General features: G+C 73.2%; 16 protein-coding genes. 3 read left to right on the top strand and 13 right to left on the bottom strand.

The features are described 5' to 3' along the window. Positions 1-76 precede the first annotated feature (76 nt). The 4 genes from ACIA6C_RS22660 to ACIA6C_RS22645 form a co-directional block, all read right to left on the bottom strand. On the bottom strand, positions 77-676 hold the full coding sequence (locus tag ACIA6C_RS22660) for a hypothetical protein (protein WP_399278342.1): 600 nt from the start codon (positions 674-676) through the stop codon (positions 77-79). A 31-nt stretch (positions 677-707) separates the two neighbouring features. Continuing rightward, positions 708-1,775 carry an SCO0930 family lipoprotein gene (locus tag ACIA6C_RS22655; protein WP_399278340.1) on the bottom strand — a complete coding sequence of 356 codons (1,068 nt, stop codon included), beginning with the start codon at positions 1,773-1,775 and terminating at the stop codon, positions 708-710. Positions 1,776-1,924: 149 nt separating this feature from the next. Further along, entirely contained in the window at positions 1,925-3,364 is a 1,440-nt protein-coding gene (locus ACIA6C_RS22650; protein WP_399278338.1) for an NADH-ubiquinone oxidoreductase-F iron-sulfur binding region domain-containing protein, read from the bottom strand. A 5-nt stretch (positions 3,365-3,369) separates the two neighbouring features. Next, on the bottom strand, positions 3,370-4,497 hold the full coding sequence (locus ACIA6C_RS22645; protein ID WP_399278336.1) for a hypothetical protein: 1,128 nt from the start codon (positions 4,495-4,497) through the stop codon (positions 3,370-3,372). A gap of 459 nt (positions 4,498-4,956) precedes the next feature. Here ACIA6C_RS22645 and ACIA6C_RS22640 point away from each other — a divergent pair, with 459 nt between their 5' ends. Then, positions 4,957-6,096, top strand: coding sequence for a PucR family transcriptional regulator (locus ACIA6C_RS22640; RefSeq protein WP_399278334.1), 1,140 nt, complete (start codon positions 4,957-4,959; stop codon positions 6,094-6,096). A 30-nt stretch (positions 6,097-6,126) separates the two neighbouring features. Here ACIA6C_RS22640 and ACIA6C_RS22635 read toward each other — a convergent pair whose 3' ends face one another. The 3 genes from ACIA6C_RS22635 to ACIA6C_RS22625 all read right to left on the bottom strand — a co-directional run bounded on the left by ACIA6C_RS22635 (position 6,127) and on the right by ACIA6C_RS22625 (position 9,160). Continuing rightward, complete coding sequence (locus ACIA6C_RS22635; protein WP_399278332.1) at positions 6,127-6,966, bottom strand: RNA polymerase sigma factor; 840 nt, start codon at positions 6,964-6,966, stop codon at positions 6,127-6,129. A gap of 136 nt (positions 6,967-7,102) precedes the next feature. Continuing rightward, positions 7,103-8,485, bottom strand: a complete 1,383-nt coding sequence (locus tag ACIA6C_RS22630) for a DUF1996 domain-containing protein (RefSeq protein WP_399278330.1) — start codon at positions 8,483-8,485, stop codon at positions 7,103-7,105. Positions 8,486-8,494: 9 nt separating this feature from the next. Further along, positions 8,495-9,160, bottom strand: a complete 666-nt coding sequence (locus ACIA6C_RS22625; protein WP_399278328.1) for a DUF4142 domain-containing protein — start codon at positions 9,158-9,160, stop codon at positions 8,495-8,497. Positions 9,161-9,551: 391 nt separating this feature from the next. On the opposite strand from ACIA6C_RS22625, the gene ACIA6C_RS22620 reads away from it, so the two are divergent. Next, positions 9,552-11,096 carry an alpha/beta hydrolase gene (locus ACIA6C_RS22620; protein ID WP_399278326.1) on the top strand — a complete coding sequence of 515 codons (1,545 nt, stop codon included), beginning with the start codon at positions 9,552-9,554 and terminating at the stop codon, positions 11,094-11,096. A 98-nt stretch (positions 11,097-11,194) separates the two neighbouring features. Here the strand turns inward: ACIA6C_RS22620 and ACIA6C_RS22615 are convergent, their stop codons facing one another. Beyond that, a complete protein-coding gene (locus ACIA6C_RS22615; protein ID WP_399278702.1) occupies positions 11,195-11,875 on the bottom strand; it encodes a TetR/AcrR family transcriptional regulator in 681 nt (226 codons plus the stop codon). A 115-nt stretch (positions 11,876-11,990) separates the two neighbouring features. On the opposite strand from ACIA6C_RS22615, the gene ACIA6C_RS22610 reads away from it, so the two are divergent. Beyond that, positions 11,991-12,929, top strand: a complete 939-nt coding sequence (locus ACIA6C_RS22610) for an SDR family oxidoreductase (protein ID WP_399278324.1) — start codon at positions 11,991-11,993, stop codon at positions 12,927-12,929. On the opposite strand, the gene ACIA6C_RS22605 is transcribed toward ACIA6C_RS22610, so the two are convergent. From ACIA6C_RS22605 to ACIA6C_RS22585, 5 genes are all read right to left on the bottom strand, one after another. Further along, positions 12,889-14,166, bottom strand: a complete 1,278-nt coding sequence (locus ACIA6C_RS22605) for an MFS transporter (protein WP_399278322.1) — start codon at positions 14,164-14,166, stop codon at positions 12,889-12,891. The genes ACIA6C_RS22610 and ACIA6C_RS22605 overlap by 41 nt on opposite strands. Continuing rightward, positions 14,163-14,576 (bottom strand): PaaI family thioesterase, encoded by a 414-nt coding sequence (locus ACIA6C_RS22600; RefSeq protein WP_366080740.1) that lies wholly within the window; start codon positions 14,574-14,576, stop codon positions 14,163-14,165. The genes ACIA6C_RS22605 and ACIA6C_RS22600 overlap by 4 nt, the downstream gene beginning before the upstream one ends. A 55-nt stretch (positions 14,577-14,631) precedes the next feature. Further along, positions 14,632-16,647: an FAD-dependent oxidoreductase gene (locus ACIA6C_RS22595; protein ID WP_399278318.1), complete on the bottom strand. Its 2,016-nt coding sequence runs from the start codon at positions 16,645-16,647 to the stop codon at positions 14,632-14,634. A gap of 234 nt (positions 16,648-16,881) precedes the next feature. Further along, on the bottom strand, positions 16,882-19,905 hold the full coding sequence (locus ACIA6C_RS22590; protein WP_399278316.1) for an alpha-mannosidase: 3,024 nt from the start codon (positions 19,903-19,905) through the stop codon (positions 16,882-16,884). Between the two features lie 44 nt (positions 19,906-19,949). After that, a complete protein-coding gene (locus tag ACIA6C_RS22585; RefSeq protein WP_399278314.1) occupies positions 19,950-20,720 on the bottom strand; it encodes a carbohydrate ABC transporter permease in 771 nt (256 codons plus the stop codon). Positions 20,721-20,730 lie beyond the last annotated feature (10 nt).

Below are 20,730 nucleotides of genomic sequence, written 5' to 3'. Positions count from 1 at the left end.
GGGCCGCACCGCGCGACCCGCACCCCGTGGACCGGACGGCCGGGGCCTCACCTCCAGTGTCCCTCTCGCCCTTCCGCTACCCGTGCGCCGGACCGTTCCCGGGGCCGGCGTCCTGGGCCGCGCCGTCGTGGCCGGTGGCCGCGTGGCCCGCGGCGTCATGGCCAGTGTCAGCGGGGCCGGTGCCCGTGTGGCCCGCGGCGTCGTGGCCCGTGTCCGCCGGGCCGGTGTCCGCGTGGCCCGGGCCCCCGTGTTCGGGGCCGTGCGCGTCGCCGGTCTCCACCTTGCCTCCGAGGCGTTCCCGCAGCGGAGCCAGGGCTTCGGCGGAGGCGGCGGTGACCACCCACCGGTCTCCCACCAGATAGGTACCGCCGTATCCGCGGGACTCGGCCAGCCACGCGCGCTGGCCCTCGTCGGCGGTGAAGGTCGCGATCCGGTAGCCGGACGCCCCCGACCCGCACGCCCCCTCCCGCAGTTCCTCGGCGTCGACGGTGATCTCGGCGGTGCAGCCGAGGGCCGCCGCCAGGTCCTGGACGCTGACGCTGCTCGCCCGGGTGGCGGCGGCGACCGGGCGGGCCTTCGCGTGCCCCGTGGCGCACCCGCCGCACAGCAGGGAGGTGACCAGCACGGCCACGCAGGGCGCCAGGTGGCGGGCGGTGACGCGGGGTGGTTCCGGCATGTCTGGTCTCCCTCGCAGAGATGGATGCGCGCTACCGGTCCGCGGGGACCTTCTTGCCGGCGTCGTCGACGGCGAACCACAGGCCCTGCTTGTTGTGTCCGTTGGTCTGGCCGGGCTGGGTGTCGCCGGTGAACAGGTAGACGGGCCAGCAGTCGATCGTCAATTGCTGTGAGCCGTCCGGCCGCTTCACCGATCCGACGAGTCCGGCGGCAATTCCGGAGACCTTCGTCTTGTCCACCGGCGCGGCGGGCTTCCAGGTGTCCAGGCAGGCGTCGAGGCAGCCGAATTTCATGGGCCAGGCACTGTCCTTGTTGAACCGGTAGAGGGTGCGCCCCTGCCCGTCCACGAGGATCTTCCCGAGTTTCGCGTCGGTGGCGACGGAGAGTTCCGTTCCGGCCCGGGCGTTCATATCGCCCATTCCACTCCCCATTCCGCTGCCCATTCCCGATCCCATGGCCCCGGTGGCGGGCGTCTCCGGTTTTTGGGCGCCCTTCTGGTCGACGGCCTTCTTCCCGTCGGCGGCCAGCGCGTGCCACGTACCGCCGACGCCCTCGCCCTTGGCTTCCCCGGCCTGGGTGTCCTTGGCGTAGCGGTAGACGGGCCAGCCGCCCAGGGTGAGCTGCTTGCTGCCGTCGGCGCGGGTGACCTCGCCGAGCTGGGAGGCGTCGATGCCCTGGGCGGCGGAGGCGTCCGCCGCGGGCACGGGCGGCCAGGCGGTGGCGCAGTCGCCGGAGCAGTTCGAGGTGGGGGGCTTGGCGGTGTCCTTGTCGAACCGGTAGAGGGTGAGGCCGGCGCTGTCGGTGACCACGCTGCCCACGTTCGCGATGTCCCGGACGGCGAGCTGGCCGGCCCGCACCGACGTCGAGGGCTCCACGCCGCCGTAGCCGGACCCGGCCGCGCCGGCCGCGGGATCCGCTCCCGAGCCGCCGGAGCCGTATCCGCTGCCGTACCCGTTCCCTATGGCTTTGCTGTCCCCGACCGGTTGTACGGCATTTCCCGACCGGCCGGACGCGGTCCCGCCGCTCCCGCATCCGGCCGCCAGTACCAGTACCGCCATGACCGATCCGGCTGCGGCCGCCCCACGACGCTTGTTGTTCACGGTTGCTCACTCCCTGCGTTTCCATTCGGTGTTCGTTCTTCCTGGGTCATTCATAAAGCCTGGAAAGCCCCCGGAATTCGAATGGACGGGAATTTGTCAGATCGCGCCAAAGCCTGAACCGGGTCCGGCCGCAGCCGTTCACGGCCGGCTCATTCCTGGATGCGCAGCGCCAGCGCGGGGCAGCGGCGGACCGCGCGCAGCGCCTTGGGACGCAGCCTTCCCGGGACCGGCATGACTCCCTGCGCCGGGTAGCCGTCGGCGTCCAGCCGGACGATGTCGGGCAGCAGGTCCACGCAGAGCCCGTGGCCCTTGCACAGCGTCCAGTCCACGACGAGCCGTTCGGGGCTCTCGTCGGCCGGCAGGGGCAGGGCGCCCAGGACGCGCCGCCCGCAGCCACTGCCGAGCGCGTGGTCGCGGAACTCGTCGGGGAACACGGCGAGGGCGGAGGCCACGAAGGCGGAGGTGCCGTCGGGGTGGCTGCACGCCCCGCGGCCGAGCACCGAGCGCATCCGCGTCTGTACGGCTTCCAGGGCCGGCCGGCCGCCACCGCCGACGAGGGCGTCGACCGCGTCGGCGAGCGAGGGCAGGCCCCGCGCGCACGGCCCGCACTGCCCGGCCGACTCGTCCGCCATCCAGCGGGTGACGCGGGCGACCTCCCCGGCCGGGCAGGTGTCGTGGGGCAGCGGCAGCACGGCGCCCGCCCCCAGTACGGCGTCGTACGAGGTGAGCGAGGTGCGGGAGAGCGCGGCGGAGCGGGCGGCGGGCGGGGCCAGCCAGCGACCGTGGTAGCCGCCGACCAGGACGCCCTGGCCGGGTTCCGATCCGCAGACGTCCAGGACGTACGCCAGGGACGTCCCGGTCGGCACTTCGACGACCGTGGCTCCCCCGACGGTCAGCAGGACGGTGCCCGGCTCGTCGTCGAGGCCCGCCATGCGGTACTCGGCGGCTCCGAGCCGGGCGGCGACGGCGAGTTGGGCGTAGGTCTCGGTGTTGGACAGCAGGGTCGGCAGCCCGCCGAGGCCCCGTTCGCTGGTCCGCACCTTCTGCCCGGACGGCAGCGCGGGTCCGCCCTCGATCCCGTTGATCAGGGCGGTGCCCTCCCCCGTCACGAAGCGTTCGGGGAGGCGGGCCACCCGGACCCGGCGGTCCGCCGCGGCGCGTTCGGCGACGGCGGCGCGCAGCGAGGTCTCCACGTCGTCGCGGGTGACGCCGACGACCACGTCCTCGGCGCCGAGCGCGTCGGCGGCCAGCAGGGCCCCGTCGAGCACCAGGTGCGGGACGTGCAGCAGCAGGGCGGTGTCCTTGAGGCAACTGGGCTCTCCCTCACTGCCGTTGACGACGACGGCGGTGCGGCCGTCGCGGGCCCGGGCGGAGCGGGTGACGGCGCGGAGTTTGCGGGCGAAGGGGAAGCCCGCTCCGCCGCGCCCCTTGAGGTCCACGCTCTCGGCCAGCCGCACCAGTTCGTCGACGGGGTAGCGGGGCAGCGCCCCGTGGACGGTGAGGTGCCCGGCGAGGTCGAGGCGGGGTGCGGCGTCGAGCCCGGCGAGCAGCCGTGGCATGCCCACGCAGCCGAGGGCGGGGCGGGACACGCCGGTCACTGGCGCCCCCGCGCCCCGCCGAGCGGTTCACCGGGGCGGTCGGCCACGCCCAGCCTGCTCGGTATGAACACCGCGGGATACGTCGGCGCCCCGTACGGGGGCGCGGGGTACGTCGGCGGCGGATATGACGGCGGCGAATACGGCGGCGGGGCCGGCCTGGACTCCGCCCCCGGACCGGCCGCCGCCCGGGCGGCGAGCAGCGCATCGCCGGGCAGCGGACCGGGGCCCGCCCCGCCCGGCACGGCCGGCTGCGTCTGGCGGGCCAGCCGTGCGGTGAGGCGGGCCGCCGCCCATTCGGCGGGCTTGCGGACGAACGGCCTCGGCGTGCGCGGCGGTCCCTGCCCGGGCGTGCGGGGCGGCGGCGCCACGACGGCCGGGCGGGCCGGGAGGGCGCGCAGCCGCGCCCTCAGCCGGATGACGAGGACGGCGGCGACACCGGCGAGGCAGAGCCCGTACGCCACGGTCACCCAACCGGCCGCGGCGCGTCCGGCTTTGAGGCCGTGCACCAGTGAGGCGCCCCAGGCCGGGTACGCGCCCATGTGCAGGGCCCGCCACCACAGCGAGCGGCCCTTGGTGGCGAAGGCGCTGCGGGCCGCGCCCGAGACGGCCACGGCGACGAAGAGGTACCCGGCCAGCGTGCCGAGCCCGATCAGCAGGGGCCGGTCGGGGTCGGCGAACGGCAGGACCGCGGACGCGGCGCCCGTCTGCGACTGCGCGACCTTGACCCATATGTGCAGGGCGAGGAAGGCCAGTCCGGCGACGCCGAGCCCGCGGTGCACTCCCTGGGCGACGAGCCGGTGGCCCGATGCCAGGAGCGTGCGGTCGGTTGCGGCCAGGCCCCACAGGACCGTGGAGGTGAGCGAGACGAGCGACAGGACGCCCGCGCCGTAGTCCAGGAATTCCCACAGCCGGGTCAGCGCTCCCGCCCGGACCGCCACCGTCAGCGAGACGAGGCCGGCGAGGGCCGCTGCGGACAGTGCGGCGGGATGCAGTCCGCCGGCGGCGGACAGCAGCGGCGGCCGGCGCACGGCGCGCCGTCCCGCCGCCGCGGTGGCCGTACCGGCGTGGCGTCTGGTGTGACGGGCCCGGTGAGAGCGTGGCGTACGGGGCTGGGACAAGGGCATGTGGTTCTCCCATACGCCCGGGCCCGAGCACTCCACCTCGCGCTCGGCGCCCGGGGTAGTCGTCGGAACTGCTCGGCGGCGGGCGGGAGATGAGGCCTCGCCCGGCCGGGGAGCGGGGGCCGGAGTGCAGAAGCATCGTGGAGCTTCGCAGCACCCCCACGGGATTTATCGAAACGTGATAATTTCTGGCGCCCGCGCAGTCATCGCATCGAACATCCCCGGAAGATTCCCTTCCAGTGGTGCGGTTGCGACGAGGGTGACGCCTTGTCCGCCGCCACACCTCCCCGACGGCAAAATTCAGGCAAGGTCGCGGGACTGCAAGTGGATGGCACGCTCCTGGAGGGAGTACGAGGCGCCCGAATCGCTGCCGGCACTGACGCCGGCGGGGAGCGGGGCGGCCCCGACAGGCCTGTCACCCTCCCACGGGGCAGGCCATACCCCGGCACGAACGAGGTAACGATGTGCGAACTGCTGAACCGCATCTGGTCCCGCCCGCGCGGCGAATGGACCCGGGTCCTGCGGAGGGAACTGCCCGCGCTGGCCGCAGGGATCGTGGAGGAGCTCCAGGAGAGCATCCCCGGATTCCGTGAACTGATCGCCGACTCCGACGAAGAGGTGGTCAGACAGCGGGTGGAGACGGCGCTGCTCACCGCTCTCGGGTACCGGGAGCCATCCTGCCGGCCCGAGGGCGAGCGGCGGGAAACCGCCGCGGGGCCCGAACGGGAGCCTTCCGCGAGCGGGCAGCTGGTGCCCCTCAAGGCCATTCCCGCCCAGCGTTCCCCCGAGGCGGGCGTCACCGCTGCCGAACGCGCTCGGCGGGAGCTCTTCACCGGCCTTACGGCTGACATGCCCATGTCTGAAATCGCCCTCTCCGAACTGGCCGCCGCGGCCGGATGGCCCCTGCCTGCCACCGTGCGCGCCGTCGCACCGGCCACCCCCGGGGAGATGCAGCAGCTGGCGGGCGTACTGGACGACGCCCTCACCGGCATGGTCGGCGGGCAGCCCTGCCTGCTGGTCCCCGCGCCCGTTCCGGAAGCCCGCGGGCCCCTGGAGTGCGCTTTGCGCGGGCGGTTCGCCGCCGTCGGGCACCCCGTCCCCCTCCGGGACACCGCCTCCTCACTGCGCTGGGCGCTGCGCCTGCTCCACCTGACCCCGGCCCGGCCCGGAGCCGAGGTCCGCGCCGTCTTCGTGGACGACCACCTCTCGACCCTGCTGCTGCTCCAGGACGAACCCCTGGCCCACGCACTGGCCGCGCGGTGGCTGCGGCCGCTGGCGGACTTGACCCCGCGCCAGAGCGAGCGGCTGGAAGTGACCCTGCTCGCCTGGCTGGAGGGCGGCGGTGCACCGGAGGCGGCCAAAGCCCTGAGTGTGCACCCCCAGACGGTGCGCTACCGCATGCGCCAGCTGGAGAAGCTCTTCGGAACGGGCCTGCGTGACCCGCGCACCCGCTTCGAACTGGAGATGGCCCTGCGCACCCGGCGTCTGATGGCTCAAGTACGGCGCCAGCACTCGCGAGTGAGCCGCAGGGCCCGTGTGGTGACCGCCGAGTTCCGGCCCCCGCTGGGCGCCGGGCGCATGGCCCGGGTCAACGGGCTGTAGGTGCCTCCGCCCGGCCCCGGTCCCTCCCCCTCAGCGGGGGGAGGGACCGGGGCCGGACGCGTGTGCGGCCAGGGCCGCGTTGAGGGCGCGCAGTTCGGCGTACGCCCGGGAGCAGGAGCGGCATCCCGCCAGATGCCGGCGGAGCCCCGCGCCCCGGGGCGCGGCCCGGCGCCGGACGGCCGGACCGAGCAGCCCCGCGTACGGCCGGCACCGCTCGTCGCCGGCCGCGGCCGGGCCGAGGTGGGCGCACAGGTACGCCTCGCGCAGCCCTTCGCGGGCCCGGAAGGCGAGCGAGGTCACGGCGCTGGGGGTGATCCCGAACAGCGCGGGCACGTGGTGGGGGCAGTCGTCCTCGACGAGCGTGTGCCACAGGACGGCCTTCCAGCGCCCGGGCAGGGAGTGGAAGGAGCGGGCGGCCAGCCGGCGGTCCTCCTCGTGCAGCAGCCGCTGCTGCGGGTCCTCGCCCGACAGGCCCGGGCGGCACCAGGATTCGACGTCGGGCGTCAGGACGGTACGGCCGTCTCCCGCCCGCCATTCGATGGCGGTGTGACGGACCACCGCCAGCAGGTACGGACGCCAGTGCTCCCGGGGCCCGGCGCCGGACCGGACGGCCTGGAGGGTACGGACGAAGGCCTCCGAGACGAGGTCCTCGGCGTCCTGCGGGGCACGGCTGCACCCGCGGGCGCAGGCCAGCAGGGCGCCCCGGTGGCGCCGGTACAGCAGGTCGCAGACATCGGCGTCCATGGCGCCGCCGGCGTACGAGCGTCTGAGACGCCGGATGAGTTCCCGGTCGCTGGGCGACGCAGCGTCGCCGGGCGGCACACCCGGGTCGGGCGGCGCGCCGCCCGTGCTGCGGTGGGAGCCGGACATGACGATCGCTCCTCCGTTCCTCGGGGCCGGCCGCCGCGGGCGACGGCACGGCGCGGTGCCGGTCCGAAGTCGGCTTCGGACCGGCACCGCTCTCGGGGCGACGCGGGGAGTGGGAGGGGGCGTCGCCCCGAGGGACTCAGCGGCAGGCCCGCCCGCCGTTGATGCAGCGCACGGCGCCGGCCATCAGCCCGTCCGACATGACGTTGATGAAGTCGCCGTGATCGGTCACCGGCTTGTGCAGCTGCTCGGGAAAGCTGTCCACGGCGAACCGCGCGCCGGGCGGCACCGCGTAGGTGATCCGCTGCACGAGCTGCGGGATGGCCTTGAACCCGGACGGGCAGGAGCCGTCGCGGCGGGCGAAGGCCACGTGGGTGCGGTGGTTGGCACTGTCGGCGTTCTTCCCGTCCCAGCAGCTCTGGAAGTTGAAGGTCCGCACGACGTCACTGCCCTTCGGGCAGACCGGGTACTTGTCCTTCAACTGGCGGTTCTCGAACCCGGTGCAGCTCCAGGAGGCGTTCGCGTTGGCCGTGCCGTTGGTGAGGGCCTTCGCGTCACCGGTGATGATCCGCAGGAAGCGCGGCATGGCCGTCACCGGTCCCGTGGCACTGCCCTTGAAGTCGATGGTCACCTGCTTGGGCTGGAGGATGGTGCCGACGTTGGCGTCCTGGCCGCCGCCCGGAGCCTTGGCGTCCTTCTCCGCCCGGCCGTCACGCAGCCGCAGCACCGGCCAGTAGTAGGTGGACTGGTCCCCGTTCGTGCAGGTGGTGCCGGAGGCGGCGAGGCTCCTGTTGGTGGAGAACCCGTCCGTCGTCTTGTTGCCGACGTAGTCGTGCATGTGGTGCGCGCCGTTGCCCACGCCCGGCGCGACGATCACGTTGTCCGGGTTGAGGTGGCGGTTCTCGTTGCGTCCGCACTGGACGGAGAAGGACCCCTTGGACGCCTTCGCCTGCGGGGCGGGGGTGCGTACGTTGGGCTTCACCGTGCCGATGACGACGAAGTCGGAGCGGGCCGGGCCGCTGCCCTTGCTCTTGGCGAGTCCCTGTGCGTCGGCGGGAGCGCCCGCCTCGGCGGCGGTGTCGGCGGCGTCCGCGGCCGGCGCCTGCTTCATCGAGCAGCCGCTGAGCGCCTCAAGCCCCTGGGGTCGGGAGGTGGACCTGCCGATGGCGTCGGCCATGCCGGTGATCGTCTTCTGCCGCTTGCCCTTCAACTCGCCGAGCAGGGCGTCACCCTGGGCGCGCCCGGTGGCGAGGCGCTGGTAGGAGTCGGCTATCTGGGTGTCCAACTGCGCCAGGTCCTGGTCGACTTCGCCCCGTACGGGCTCCGGCACCTCGCGGAGCCGGTCGCCCACGTCGGGGCAGTCGATGGTGGCGGTCACCGGCGCCGAGCGCGCGGAGTCCTGTCCCGCGGAGGCCGCCTGTTCGACGATCACGACTCCGCCGCCGCCCAGGACCAGGGCGGACACGAGGGCGAGGGCCTTGTGGGACGGCCTCAGTCGGCGTTTGTGGCCTTTTGGGCTCATGTGATCACTTCACTTCGTCGGTCGGGGAACGGTGGAAGGGGCGGGCGAGACGTCCGCCAGCCCGTCGAAATCGACGAGGCCGCTGGCTTCGAGGACCGAGATGTGGTCCAGGACGGTGTTGTTGGCGTCCGTGGCCAGGTCCCGCACCATCGAGTTGCGCGTCTGCGCGCGGATCTGGGCGACCAGGGTGAACACCTTGCCGTGCGCCCGGCGCAGCAGCTGGACGAACAGGCGCTCGTACTCGTTGCCCTGGGCCTTGTCGAGCTGGTCGAGCCAGCCCTGCTGCTGGGCGCTGGGCCGGTCGGGCAGTTCCATGCCGAGGGCCTGGCCCACGTCCCGGACGTGGCGGTCCAGAGCGGTGTGGCCTTCGATGAGGTGTTCGCCGGCGGTGCGGACGGCGGGGCGCGTGGCCCGTTGCTGGGCCTGGCGCCCGGCGGGAAGCTCCCACAGCCCGGCGAGCCGCACCTTGCGGACGAAGTCCCGGTCCTGGGGCGTCAGCGGCCCGAAGGCGGTGCTCAACGTGCCGGCGCCGTCGTCATCGGCGGAGGGGACGGTGGCGGCCGATGCCGCGGTGCCGCCGAACTTCTGCACCGGGACCAGCAGCGCGACCAGCGTGAACGCGAGGGCGCCGATGACGATGAGCGTCCCCATCACGTGCCGCGAGGCAACCGACATGGCTGCGACGTTCGACCGGCGGAATGACAGCACTGTGCCTCCTTGCTGCGTGGGCAGGGAGGGGCGGCGTGGCCGGAGTGTCCGGCAGCCACGCCGTGTGCACCCGAGCTCCCTGGGTGCCAAGGGACGCTAGCGCCAGTCGGGGCACCCGTTCGGAAGGACCATCACGAACGGACAAAGATCCGGGCAACCCCTCGTACGGCTGGTACGGTGCCGCGTTCGGCCTGCGCTCCGCCGAGGAACCCAATCCGCCGGGCGTGTCGGCCAGTTGTCCGGAATTGCCTTCATTCGCGGGGAGGACGCGGACCAGCTCTTGGGGAGGATCCGCTCCGGGCCCGCGTGCCACAGGGTGGACGGGAACCGTCGCCCCGCCGAAAGGAACGGCTTCCCTGTGCGCTTGAAACGCCTCACACCGCTGCTCGCCGCAGCCGGGCTCATCGCCACCGCCCTCCCGCTGCTGGCCGCCCCTCAGGCGTCCGCCGCCCCCGACACCGGGTTCACCCCGCAGAAACCCGCCTGGCACCGGTGCAGTGCGGACCAGCCGGCCGCGTACGAGTGCGCGGCCATCAAGGTCCCGCTGGACTACCGCCGCCCCTCGGGGCGCATGATCGACCTGGCGATATCCCGGATGAAGAGCGGGAACCCGGCGAAGCGGCACGGCGTGATGCTGCTGAACCCCGGGGGTCCGGGCGGCTCGGGACTCGATCTGCCGCTCCAGGTGAACGAGCGGATGCCCGAGGAGGTCCGGGAGCAGTATGACCTGATCGGGTTCGATCCGCGCGGGGTCGGTGCGAGCAGTCCGATCAGCTGCGGACTGGCCCCGGAGGAACAGAACATCCTGCGGGCCTACCGGCCGGAGGGCTTCCCCTCCGACGTGGCGTGGGCGCGGACCGTGGCGGACAAGTGCCGGGCGGCATCGGGCCCGGTGCTGCCCTTCATCACCACGCGCAACACCGCACGGGACATGGACGCGATCCGTTCGGCCCTGGGCGAGCGGAAGATCTCGTACCTGGGCTACTCGTACGGGACGTACCTGGGCGCTGTGTACACCCAGTTGTTCCCGGCCCGCACGGACCGCTTCGTACTGGACAGCGGTGTCGACCCGCAGCGGATCTGGCGCGGCATGTTCCAGGTGTGGGCGAGCGAGGCGGAGCCCGCGTTCGCGCGCTGGACGCAGTGGACGGCGCAGCGGTCGGCCGAGTACGGGCTCGGCGACACCCCGCAGGCGGTCTCGGAGACGTTCTGGGCGCTGGTGGCCCGGGCCGACAGGGACCCGATCCCGCTCGACGGCGCGAAGCTGACGGGTGATGACATCCGGGCGCTGCGGGCGGCTTTCTTCTACCCCGCGCAGGCGGCACCCGCCGTCAAGGCGCTCAAGGACGCGTCCGAGGGCAGGCCGGCCGCGCTGTCACCGGCGCAGCGGCAGCTGCTGCGGCCCGCCGCCGAGCCTGCCTCGGACAACGGCACGGCCGCGCTGCTGGCCGTGGTGTGCGGGGACACGGAATGGCCCCGCTATCCGGAGCAGTACGAGCGGGAGACGGTCCGGGACAAGGCCGCGTACCCGCTGTACGGGGACTTCCCGTCCAACATCAAGCCGTGTGCCTTCTGGCCGAGGCCGGTTGAGGCCGCCACGCCGATGAAGACCCCGGCGCAGGTGCTGACGGTGCAGAACGAGTGGGACTCGCAGACCCCGCTGGTCAGCGGCCAGGGCCTGCACCGTGCGCTGAACGGCTCGCGGATGGTGCTGGCGGAGGGCGGCGAGGGCCACGGGGTGTACCTGGTCGACCCCGCCTCCTGCGTCATGGCACCGGTCGGCGCCTACCTCACCACGGGGCGGCTGCCGGCGCGGGACGTGACGTGCCGCAGCGCTCCCGGCTCGGCCGAGCGGCGCTCCGCGTCGCCGGGCCCGTCGCTTCCGACGCCGTTCCTGTTCTGATCCTTCCCCTTCCGGCCGGCCGCAGTGCCGAACGGCCGGCCGGTACGCCCCCGACGCCCTGAGCGGCGCGGGGGCATTGCCGTATGCCGTCCGGCCGGTCACGAGGTCCGGGCCCGCGCCAGCAGACCCGACAGCAGGACCTCCAGCGTCTCGCGCAGCGTGGGGGCGAAGTCGACGCACAGCGCGGCCAGCGACGGGTCGGCCTCGTAGGCAGCCCGCATGGCGGCGGAGGGGTGGGCGTGCGCCCAGACCGCTCCGCTGATCATGGTCGCGGACAGCACGAAGCGGAAGGCGTCCTGCTCCCCCAGTTCCGGGAGGTGACGGGTGATCTGACCGGCCAGGGCGGTGGCGTTGGCCATGGCGGCCCGCTTGTAGGCGGCGGCGACCTGCGGGGAGACGTTCCGCTCCAGCACGGCGGCCTGGGCGCCGATCAGGTCGCACAGCACCGGGCGGGCGACGAGGGCCTGCGCGAGGCAGGCCGCGATCCGGTCGGCCCGCTCGGGCGGCGGGGCGCCGTCCACCGCCCGGGCGAGCGCGCCGTCGAGGTGGGCGACGAGCTCGCGGGAGGCGTCGTCGAGGAGTTCCAGCAGCACGGCCTCGCGGGACTCGAAGTAGCGCAGCACGTTCGACTTGGCGAGGCAGACCCTGCGTGCCAGCTCGTTCAGCGTCACCTGGGCGACCGGCATCTCGGTCAGCATGGCGGCCGCCGTGTGCAGGATCGCCTGGCGGCGGGCGGCGCGCTGCTCCTCGCTTCGGGCGCGCTGGAACTTCGTAGGCAGGGTCACGCCACCAGCGTACAGACCTGCGGTCTGTTGTTATCAGACCAGCGGTCTGCTAGCTTCGGGAGACATCAGACCGATGGTCTGTTATCACGCTTCCCCCGAGGAGTACGTCATGTACGCCGTTCCCGACCAGTCCGGAAAGCTCGCCGTCGTCACCGGCGCCAACAGCGGCACGGGCAAGGAGGCCGCCCGCCGGCTCGCCGAGGCCGGCGCGCGCGTCGTGCTCGCGATGCGCACCCCCGCCAAGGGGGAGCAGGCCGCGGCCGAGATCCTGGCCCGGCACCCGCACGCGCAGGTGGAGGTGCGCCGGATCGACCTGGCCGACCTCGCCTCGGTCGCCGCCTTCGCCGACGCGTTCCTCGCCGACGGCGTCCCGCTCGACCTGCTCGTCAACAACGCCGGGGTGATGGCGCCCCCGACGCGGATGACCACCGCCGACGGCTTCGAGCTCCAGTTCGGCAGCAACTTCCTCGGCCCGCTGGCGCTGACGGTGCGGCTGCTGCCGGCCCTCCTCGCGGCGCCCGCCCCGCGGGTGACGACGATGAGCAGCGCCACGGCCAACTTCGGCAAGGTCGACTTCACCGACCTCCAGTGGGAGCGGCGGCGCTACGTCCCGATGCTCGCCTACGCCCAGTCCAAGCTGGCCGACCTCATGATGGCCCGCCATCTGGCAGTCCTCGCCGAAGCGCGGAAGTGGCCGCTGCGCAGCACCGCCGCCCACCCGGGCTACACGAAGACGAACCTGCAGACCGCCGGTGCCAGCCTCGGCCGGGGCCGGCCCTCGCGGCTCCACGGCCTCGTCAGCTCGGTGGACTTCCTCCCGAAGCAGGAGGTCGGGCCGGGCACGGAACCACTGCTGTACGCCGCCACGAGCCTGGACGCGAGCGCCGGGGGCTACTACGGCCCGACCGGGATGTTCGGCCTGGTCGGTCCGTCCGGCGCGTCCCGCATCACCCGGCGCGCCCTGGACCCGGCCGCCAACGCCCGGCTGTGGGCCGAGGCGGAACGCCTCACCGGCGTGGGTCCCGCAGTGGCCGCCGAAGCCGGCTGACGGGCCGGGGCGCGGTGGCGGTGGCGGCTCCGGAGCCCCGCAACGGGGTGAGCAGCCCCGCGCACACGAGCAGCAGGCAGAACGCCCCGCCGGCCAGGCTGACGGCGGGGACCCCGTGCCGCGCGGCCAGCGCGGTGAGCACGGCCGCGCCCACCGGGCCGGAGGCGTTGTGCACCGTCCAGAAGGCGGAGGTGACCCGGCCCAGCAGGTGCTGGGGGGTCACCTCCTGGCGCAGGGTCATGGAGCAGACGCCGCCCACGGTCAGCCCGAACATGAACAGGGAGGCCAGTACCGCGATGACGGGCACGCTGCGGGCGACGCCGATCCCGGCGAACCCCAGCGCGGTCGCGGCGACCGAGCCCAGCCAGCAGACCCCGAATCCGAGCCTCCCCCGCAGGGCTCCGGCGGTGACGGCACCGACGAGCGTGCCCAGACCGCTCGTCGCCATCACGTAGCCGAGGGTGGCGGAACTCTGGTGCAGCTCGTGCTCGACCCGGTAGATCAGCAGGTCGGTCACGCCGACGGTGACGCAGGTCAGCAACGTGAGCAGGACGGTCAGCGGGCGCAGCAGCGGGTGCGCCCACAGGAACCGGAACCCCGCCGCGAACACCTCGCGCAGCATCGCGGCTCCGCCCGGCCCGGGCCGCTCCCGCTCTTCGCCCGGCCGCGGGGTGAACCGGACCCACAACAGGCTGACTGCGGACACCAGGAACGTCGCGCCGTCCAGCCCGAGGGCCCAGGCCGCGCCCACCCCGCCCGTGACGACCCCGGCGGCCACCGGCCCGAGCAGGGTGCCCAGGGCGAAGGTCCCCATCAGCCGCCCGTTCGCCCGGATCAGGTCCCCGGGCGCCACCAGGCTCGGCACCGCCGTCACGTAGGCCACGTCGAACAGGCCTTTCAGCACGCCGACCGGTGCGGTCAGCAGGTACAGCAGCCAGACCCGGGGCGCGGCGAGCCACAGGAAAGGCACCGCCCCCAGGAGCAGGGCGCGCGCCAGATCGCAGGCGATCATCAGCCGACGGCGGTCCGCCCGGTCGGCCACGTAGCCGGCGAAGGTCCCGGTCACCACCGAGGTGGCGGCGGAGACCACCGTGACGAGCCCCATCTGGAAGACGGAACCCGTCGCGGCCAGGACCAGCAGCGGCAGCGCCACCGCGGAGGCGGAGCCGCCGAGGACCGACAGGGCCTGGCCGAGCCAGAAGACGTTGAAGTCCCGGTTGCCGGAGAGGGACTTCAACCGAGGAGGGCGTAGACCGTGGAGGCCGTCGCCGCCGGTTCGGGCGCCCCTTCGGGGGTCATGGTGATGTCGGCGAAGGCCATGCGCTTGCCGAGCTTGGTGATCCGTACGTGGATCAGCACATCAGCGCCGATCACGGGCCGTTGGAAGCTCGTGGACTGCTGAACGGTGGTCATCGGCCCGTACCCGCCGCGGGCGGCGCAGACGGCGATGACGGTGGCGGTGTCGGCGGCGGCCATCAGCGCCTGGCCCGAGAGCCCGCCGCCGTCGCGCGCCAGCGACTGCGACCACGGAAGCCGCAGGACGGCGTGCCGCTCACCGGTCTCCTTGACGGTGAGGCCGAGGGCGAGCACCCAGGGGGCGAAGTTCTCGGCGAGGATCTGTTCCGCGTCTGCCGGTGTGAAGGTCATCAGGGGATTGTGGCGGCCCGACCGGGGCCGCCACAACACCCTTTCCACTACCGGTTCACAGGCTCGCCGCCAGCTCCGTGCCCTGCCGGATGGCCCGCTTGGCGTCCAGTTCGGCGGCCACGTCGGCGCCGCCGATCAGGTGTGCGTCGACGCCGGCCGCGCGCAGCGCCTCGTACAGGTCGCGGCGCGGCTCCTGCCCGGTGCACAGGACGACGGTGTCGGCGGGGACCAGGCGCTGCTCGCCGTCGACGGTGATGTGCAGGCCCTCGTCGTCGATGCGGTCGTACGTCGCCCCGGCCACGGAGACGACGCCGCGGTGCTTGAGCTCCGCGCGGTGGATCCAGCCGGTGGTGGTGCCGAGGCCGGCGCCGACCTTGGTGGTCTTGCGCTGGAGGAGGTGCACCCGGCGCGGCGGCGCGGGGCGCTCGGGGGCGACGAGGCCGCCCGGACCTGTGTAGGCGGTGTCGACGCCCCAGTGGCGGAAGTAGACGGCCGGGTCCTGGGAGGCGCCTTCGCCGCTGTCCGTGAGGAATTCGGCCACGTCGAAGCCGATGCCGCCGGCGCCGACGACGGCGACGCGCTCGCCGACCGGGGCGCCGTCGCGCAGGACGTCGAGGTAGGTCACCACGTTCGGGTGGTCGACGCCCTCGATGTCCGGGGTGCGGGGGGTGACGCCGGTGGCGACGACGACCTCGTCGTAGCTCCGGAGGGCCTCGACGTCGGCGCGGGTGTCGAGCCGGACCTCCACGCCGCGCTCCACGAGCTGGTTGCCGTAGTAGCGGATGGTCTCCTCGAACTCCTCCTTGCCGGGGATGCGGCGGGCGATGTCGAGCTGGCCGCCGATGTGCCCGGAGGCCTCGAAGAGGGTGACGGCGTGGCCGCGTTCGGCGGCGGAGACGGCGCAGGCGAGACCGGCCGGGCCGGCTCCGACGATGGCGACGCGCTTCTTCAACTGCGTGGGCGACAGGACCAGTTCGGTCTCGTGGCAGGCGCGCGGGTTGACCAGGCAGCTGGTGATCTTGCCGCTGAAGGTGTGGTCGAGGCAGGCCTGGTTGCAGCCGATGCAGGTGTTGATGGTCTCGGGGGCACCGGCGCGGGCCTTGTTGACGAAGTCCGCGTCGGCCAGGAAGGGGCGGGCCAGCGACACCAGGTCGGCGCGCCCGTCGGCCAGCAGCTCCTCGGCGATCTCCGGGGTGTTGATGCGGTTGCTGGTGACGAGGGGGACGGATACCGCGCCCATGATCCGCTTGGTGACCCAGGTGTAGGCGCCGCGCGGGACGGAGGTGGCGATGGTGGGGATGCGGGCCTCGTGCCAGCCGATGCCGGTGTTGATGATGGTGGCGCCGGCCGCCTCGATCTCCTTGGCGAGGCGGACGACCTCCTCCAGGGTGGATCCGCCGGGGATCAGGTCGAGCATCGAGAGGCGGTAGATGAGGATGAACTCCTCGCCCACGGCCTCGCGGGTGCGCCGCACGATCTCCAGCGGGAAGCGGACGCGGTTCTCGTACGCCCCGCCCCAGCGGTCGGTGCGCCGGTTGGTGGCGGCGGCGATGAACTCGTTGATCAGGTAGCCCTCGGAGCCCATGATCTCGACGCCGTCGTAACCGGCCAGCTTGGCGAGGCGGGCGGCGCGGACGAAGTCCTCCACGGTCCGCTCGACCTCGGCGCCGCTCAACTCGTTGGGGACGAACGGGCTGATGGGGGCCTGGAGGGCGGAGGGGGCGACCAGGTCCTTGTGGTAGGCGTAGCGGCCGAAGTGGAGGATCTGCATGGCGATCTTCCCGCCTTCCGCGTGCACCGCGTCGGTGATCACCCGGTGCTCGGCGGCCTCGTCCTCGGTGGTGAGGCGGGATCCGCCTTCGAAGGGGCGGCCGGCGTCGTTGGGGGCGATGCCGCCGGTGACGATGAGGCCGGCGCCGCCGCGGGCGCGCTCGGCGTAGAAGGCGGCGAGGCGCTCGAAGCCCCCCTCGTGCTCTTCGAGGCCGGTGTGCATCGATCCCATGATCACGCGGTTGGGCAGCGTGGTGAAGCCGAGGTCCAGGGGGCTCAGCAGGTGCGGGTACCGGGTCATGGGGGGTGTGCCTCCTCGCGCGGGGGTGATGAACCTGTTCTAGCGAGGGGCGCGGTATTTTGCAACTAGGTGCATAACCTGTCGGGGCGCCGGGATCCCGGTATTCCCGGGCCGGACGCCCCGGCCCGCCCGGCCCTGTGGCGCAGTTCACGCACTCCGGCGCGGCGGCCGGGTCCGGGCCGTCCCTGGCGGACCCGCCCGGTCCGGCGGGATCCGCAAGGGACGGCCCACGGGTCAGGACCGGTGCAGGCGGACCGTGACGAGCTGGAACGGGCGCAGGGTCAGCGGGAGCGAGCCGTCGGGGGTGAGGGGGCCGAGCGCGGTGCGCGGCAGGGGCCGCTCCAGCAGGTCGCACTCGGCGGCCCCGGTCGGGGTGAAGTCCGCCGTCAGGGTGGCCGTGGCCCGGCCGCCCAGGGACTCGTACAGCCGGACGACGACGTCCCCGCTGCGGTCCTCGGCCAGCTTGACGGCCTCCACCACCACCGCGTCGTCGTCCACCGCCACCAGCGGCGCCACCGGACCCGCCCCGGACACCACCCGCTCCGGCAGGTTCAGCGCGTGCCCCTCGCGCACGGCGTCGGCGATCGACGCGCCGGGCGCGAGCGAGAAGGTCATGGTGTGCCTGCCCTGGTCGGTCTCCGGGTCCGGGTAGCGCGGGGCGCGCAGGAGCGAGAGCCGGACGGTGGTGGTCTGCCCACCGTCGGAGCGCACGTCCCGGGTCACGTCGTGGCCGTAGGTGGAGTCGTTGAGGACGGCGGCGCCCCAGCCGGGCTCCTCGGCGTGGATCCAGCGGTGGGCGCAGATCTCGAACTTGGCTGCCTCCCAGGAGGTGTTCGTGTGGGTGGCCCGGTACACGTGCCCGAACTGGATCTCGGCGGCGGAGCGGTCGGCCTTCACGTCGAGCGGGAAGGCCGCCTTGAGGATCTTCTCCGTCTCGTACCAGTCCACCTCGGTGCGGATGTCGACGGTCTTGGCGCCCGCCCGCAGGCCGATGGACTGCACCACCCCCGACGCGCCGAAGGACCGCACGACCCGGACCGTCGCCGACTCCGGCCCGCGCGAGGTCACTTCCAGTGCGTCCAGGTCCACCAGGTCGGTGACCCGGTGGCGGTAGGAGGCGTCGAGGTCCCAGGCGTCCCACATGTTCGGGAAGTCGGGGTGGATCTGCAGGAGGTTGGCGGCGGCGCCCGGCGCGACGGATTCCCGGCCGGCCTCCAGGTCGTACGCGGACACGATCAGCCCGCGACCGTCGACCTCCACCCGCAGCCTCCCGTTGGCGAGGACGTACCCGCCGCCCGCCCGCTCCCCGACGGTGACCGGCTCCCCGGCCGGCTCCGCCGTCCCGGCTCCGCCGGCCGGGACACCGCGACGGGTGTGCGGGGCGCAGTTGAAGACCAGTTCCCGCGTTCCCTTGCCCGCCAGTGCGAGCTGCGCGGCCAGGGTGATCGCGCCGAGCTCCTCCCGGACCCGGGCGTACGTCGCGCGCGCCTCGCGGTGGACCCAGGCGATGGAGGAGCCGGGCAGGATGTCGTGGAACTGGTGGAGCAGCACGGTCTTCCAGATCCGCTCCAGGTCCTCGTACGGGTACGCGTACCCCGCGACCCGCACGGCGGCGGTCGCCGCCCACAACTCGGCCTCGCGCAGCAGGGATTCCGCTCGCCGGTTGCCCTGCTTGGTCTTGGCCTGCGAGGTGTAGGTGCCCCGGTGCAGCTCCAGGTACAGCTCCCCGGCCCAGACCGGCGCGTCGGGGTACTCCGCGTGGGCCTTCTCGAAGAAGGCATCGGGCCGTTCGATCTCCACGCGCGGCGCGCCCTCCAGGTCGCGCTGGCGCCTGGCCCTCGCCAGGTGCTCCCGGGTGGGGCCGCCACCGCCGTCACCCCAGCCGAAGGGCACCAGGGAACGCGAACCGCGCCCCTTCTCACGGTAGTTGCGGGCGGCGTGGGCCAGCTGCGCTCCGCCGAGGTCGCTGTTGTAGGTGTCGACGGGCGGGAAGTGCGTGAAGACGCGCGTGCCGTCGATGCCCTCCCACCAGAAGGTGTGGTGGGGGAACGGGTTGACCTGCGACCAGGAGATCTTCTGGGTCAGGAACCAGGTGGAACCGGAGAGCTTGACGATCTGGGGCAGGGCGGCGGTGTAACCGAAGGAGTCGGGCAGCCAGACGTTGCGGGTCTCGATCCCGAACTCGTCCAGGAAGAACTTCTTGCCGTAGAGGAACTGGCGGACCATGGCCTCGCCGCCCACCATGTTGGTGTCGGACTCCACCCACATGCCGCCGACCGGCACGAACTGCCCATCGGCGATCTTCTTCTTGATCCGCTCGAAGAGTTCGGGACGGTGGGTCTTGATCCAGTCGAGCTGCTGGGCCTGCGACATGGCGAAGACGAACTCGGGGTGGTCGTCCATCAGACCCACCACGTTCGACGCCGTCCGCGCCACCTTGCGGACCGTCTCGCGCAGCGGCCACAGCCACGCGGAGTCGATGTGGGCGTGGCCGACCGCGCTGATCCGGTGCGCGCAGGCGTGGGCGGGGGCGGCGAGCACCCCGGCCAGCCGGGAGCGGGCGGCGGCCGCCGTGCCGGGAACGTCTTCGAGGTCCAGCGCGTCCAGCGAGGCGTCGACGGCGCGCAGGACCGCGTACCGCCGGGCGTCGCCCTCGTCGAGCTGCGCCATGAGGGCGTGCAGGACGTCGAGGTCCTGTACGAGTTCCCACACCTCGCTCTCGAAGACGGTGAGGTCCATGCGGGCGAGCCGGTAGAGGGGCCGGTCCCCGCTGGTCTGCCGGTCCCCCTCGTAGGTGGGCCGGTGTTCCACGAGGACGGGGTTGGCGGCGGCTTCGACGTACCACTCGATCCGCTCGCCGCCCTCGGCGCGGTCGGCGACGCGCACCCAGTCGTTGTACGGGTTGAGCGCCTTGACCTCCGAGCCGTCGGGGCCGTGGACCAGGCCCTCGCACTGGAAGCCCGGCATCATGCGGTCGAAGCCGAGGTCGAGGACCGCTTCGACGGTGCGGCCCGCCCAGTCGGCCGGGACGGTGCCGGTGACCTTGAACCAGGTGGTGTTCCAGGCCGGGCCCCACGGGTCGCCGACCGCGCAGGGCTCGTAGCGGGCCGCCAGTCCCTGCGCCAGGGGGACCGGCTCGCCCGGCACGTCCCAGCGCTCGACGGTCAGCGGCAGGGAGCGGGAGTGGACGGCGGGTGCGACGCGCTCCTTGAGGACCCGGCGGAGGCGGTGTTCGGCAACGCTGCGGTCGTCGTGCATGACGGCTGCTCCAGGAGGGGGAAGGGCGGGTGACGGGCGGTGGCTCAGAGCTTGACGGCTCCCTCGCCCACGCCCTTGAAGAAGAAGCGCTGGAGGGCGAAGAAGAGGAGCATCATCGGGATCAGCGCGGCCATCGCGCCGGCGGCGATGATGCGCTGGTCGTTGACGGTGGTGGCACCGGCCAGGGTCTTCAGGCCGAGTTGCAGGGTGTAGTGCTCGCTGTCGGTGAGGACCAGCAGGGGCCACAGGAAGTCGTCCCAGGCGCCCATGAAACTGGTGATGCACACGACGGCCAGGGCGCCCTTGGCGGACGGCAGGAACACCCGGGTGAACCGCGTCCACTCCCCGGCCCCGTCCAGCAGTGCGGCCTCCTCGATCTCCCGGGGGACGGCGAGGAAGGCCGCCCGCATGACCATGATGTTGAGGACGGAGACGGCGCCCGGCAGCCACACCCCGACGAGCGTGTCGACCAGCCCCATCTCCCGCACGGTGAGGAACATCGAGATCATGACGGACTCGAAGGGGAACATCAGGGTCGCCACCAGCACGGTGAAGACGCTCCTGCGGCCCTTCCATCCGGTGCGGGAGAGCGCGTAGCCCGCCATCGAGCCGAAGACGAGGTTCGAGGTGACGGCGAGGGCCGCCACCACCAGCGTATTGCCGGTGTACTGCAGGAGCGGGAACGATTCGGCGACCCGGACGTAGTTGCCGAGGGTGGGCCGGGACGGCAGCACGCCGTCGTACACGTTCTCCGTACGGCCGCGCAGCGAGGTCAGGAACTGCCAGACGATCGGCCCGAGCGTGACGGCCAGCATCAGGGTCAAG

Source organism: Streptomyces sp. NPDC051578, assembly GCF_044454045.1.
GTDB lineage: Bacteria > Actinomycetota > Actinomycetes > Streptomycetales > Streptomycetaceae > Streptomyces.
The sequence above is the reverse complement of the archived record's forward strand: the minus strand, read 5'-3'. Positions and strand labels throughout refer to the sequence as shown.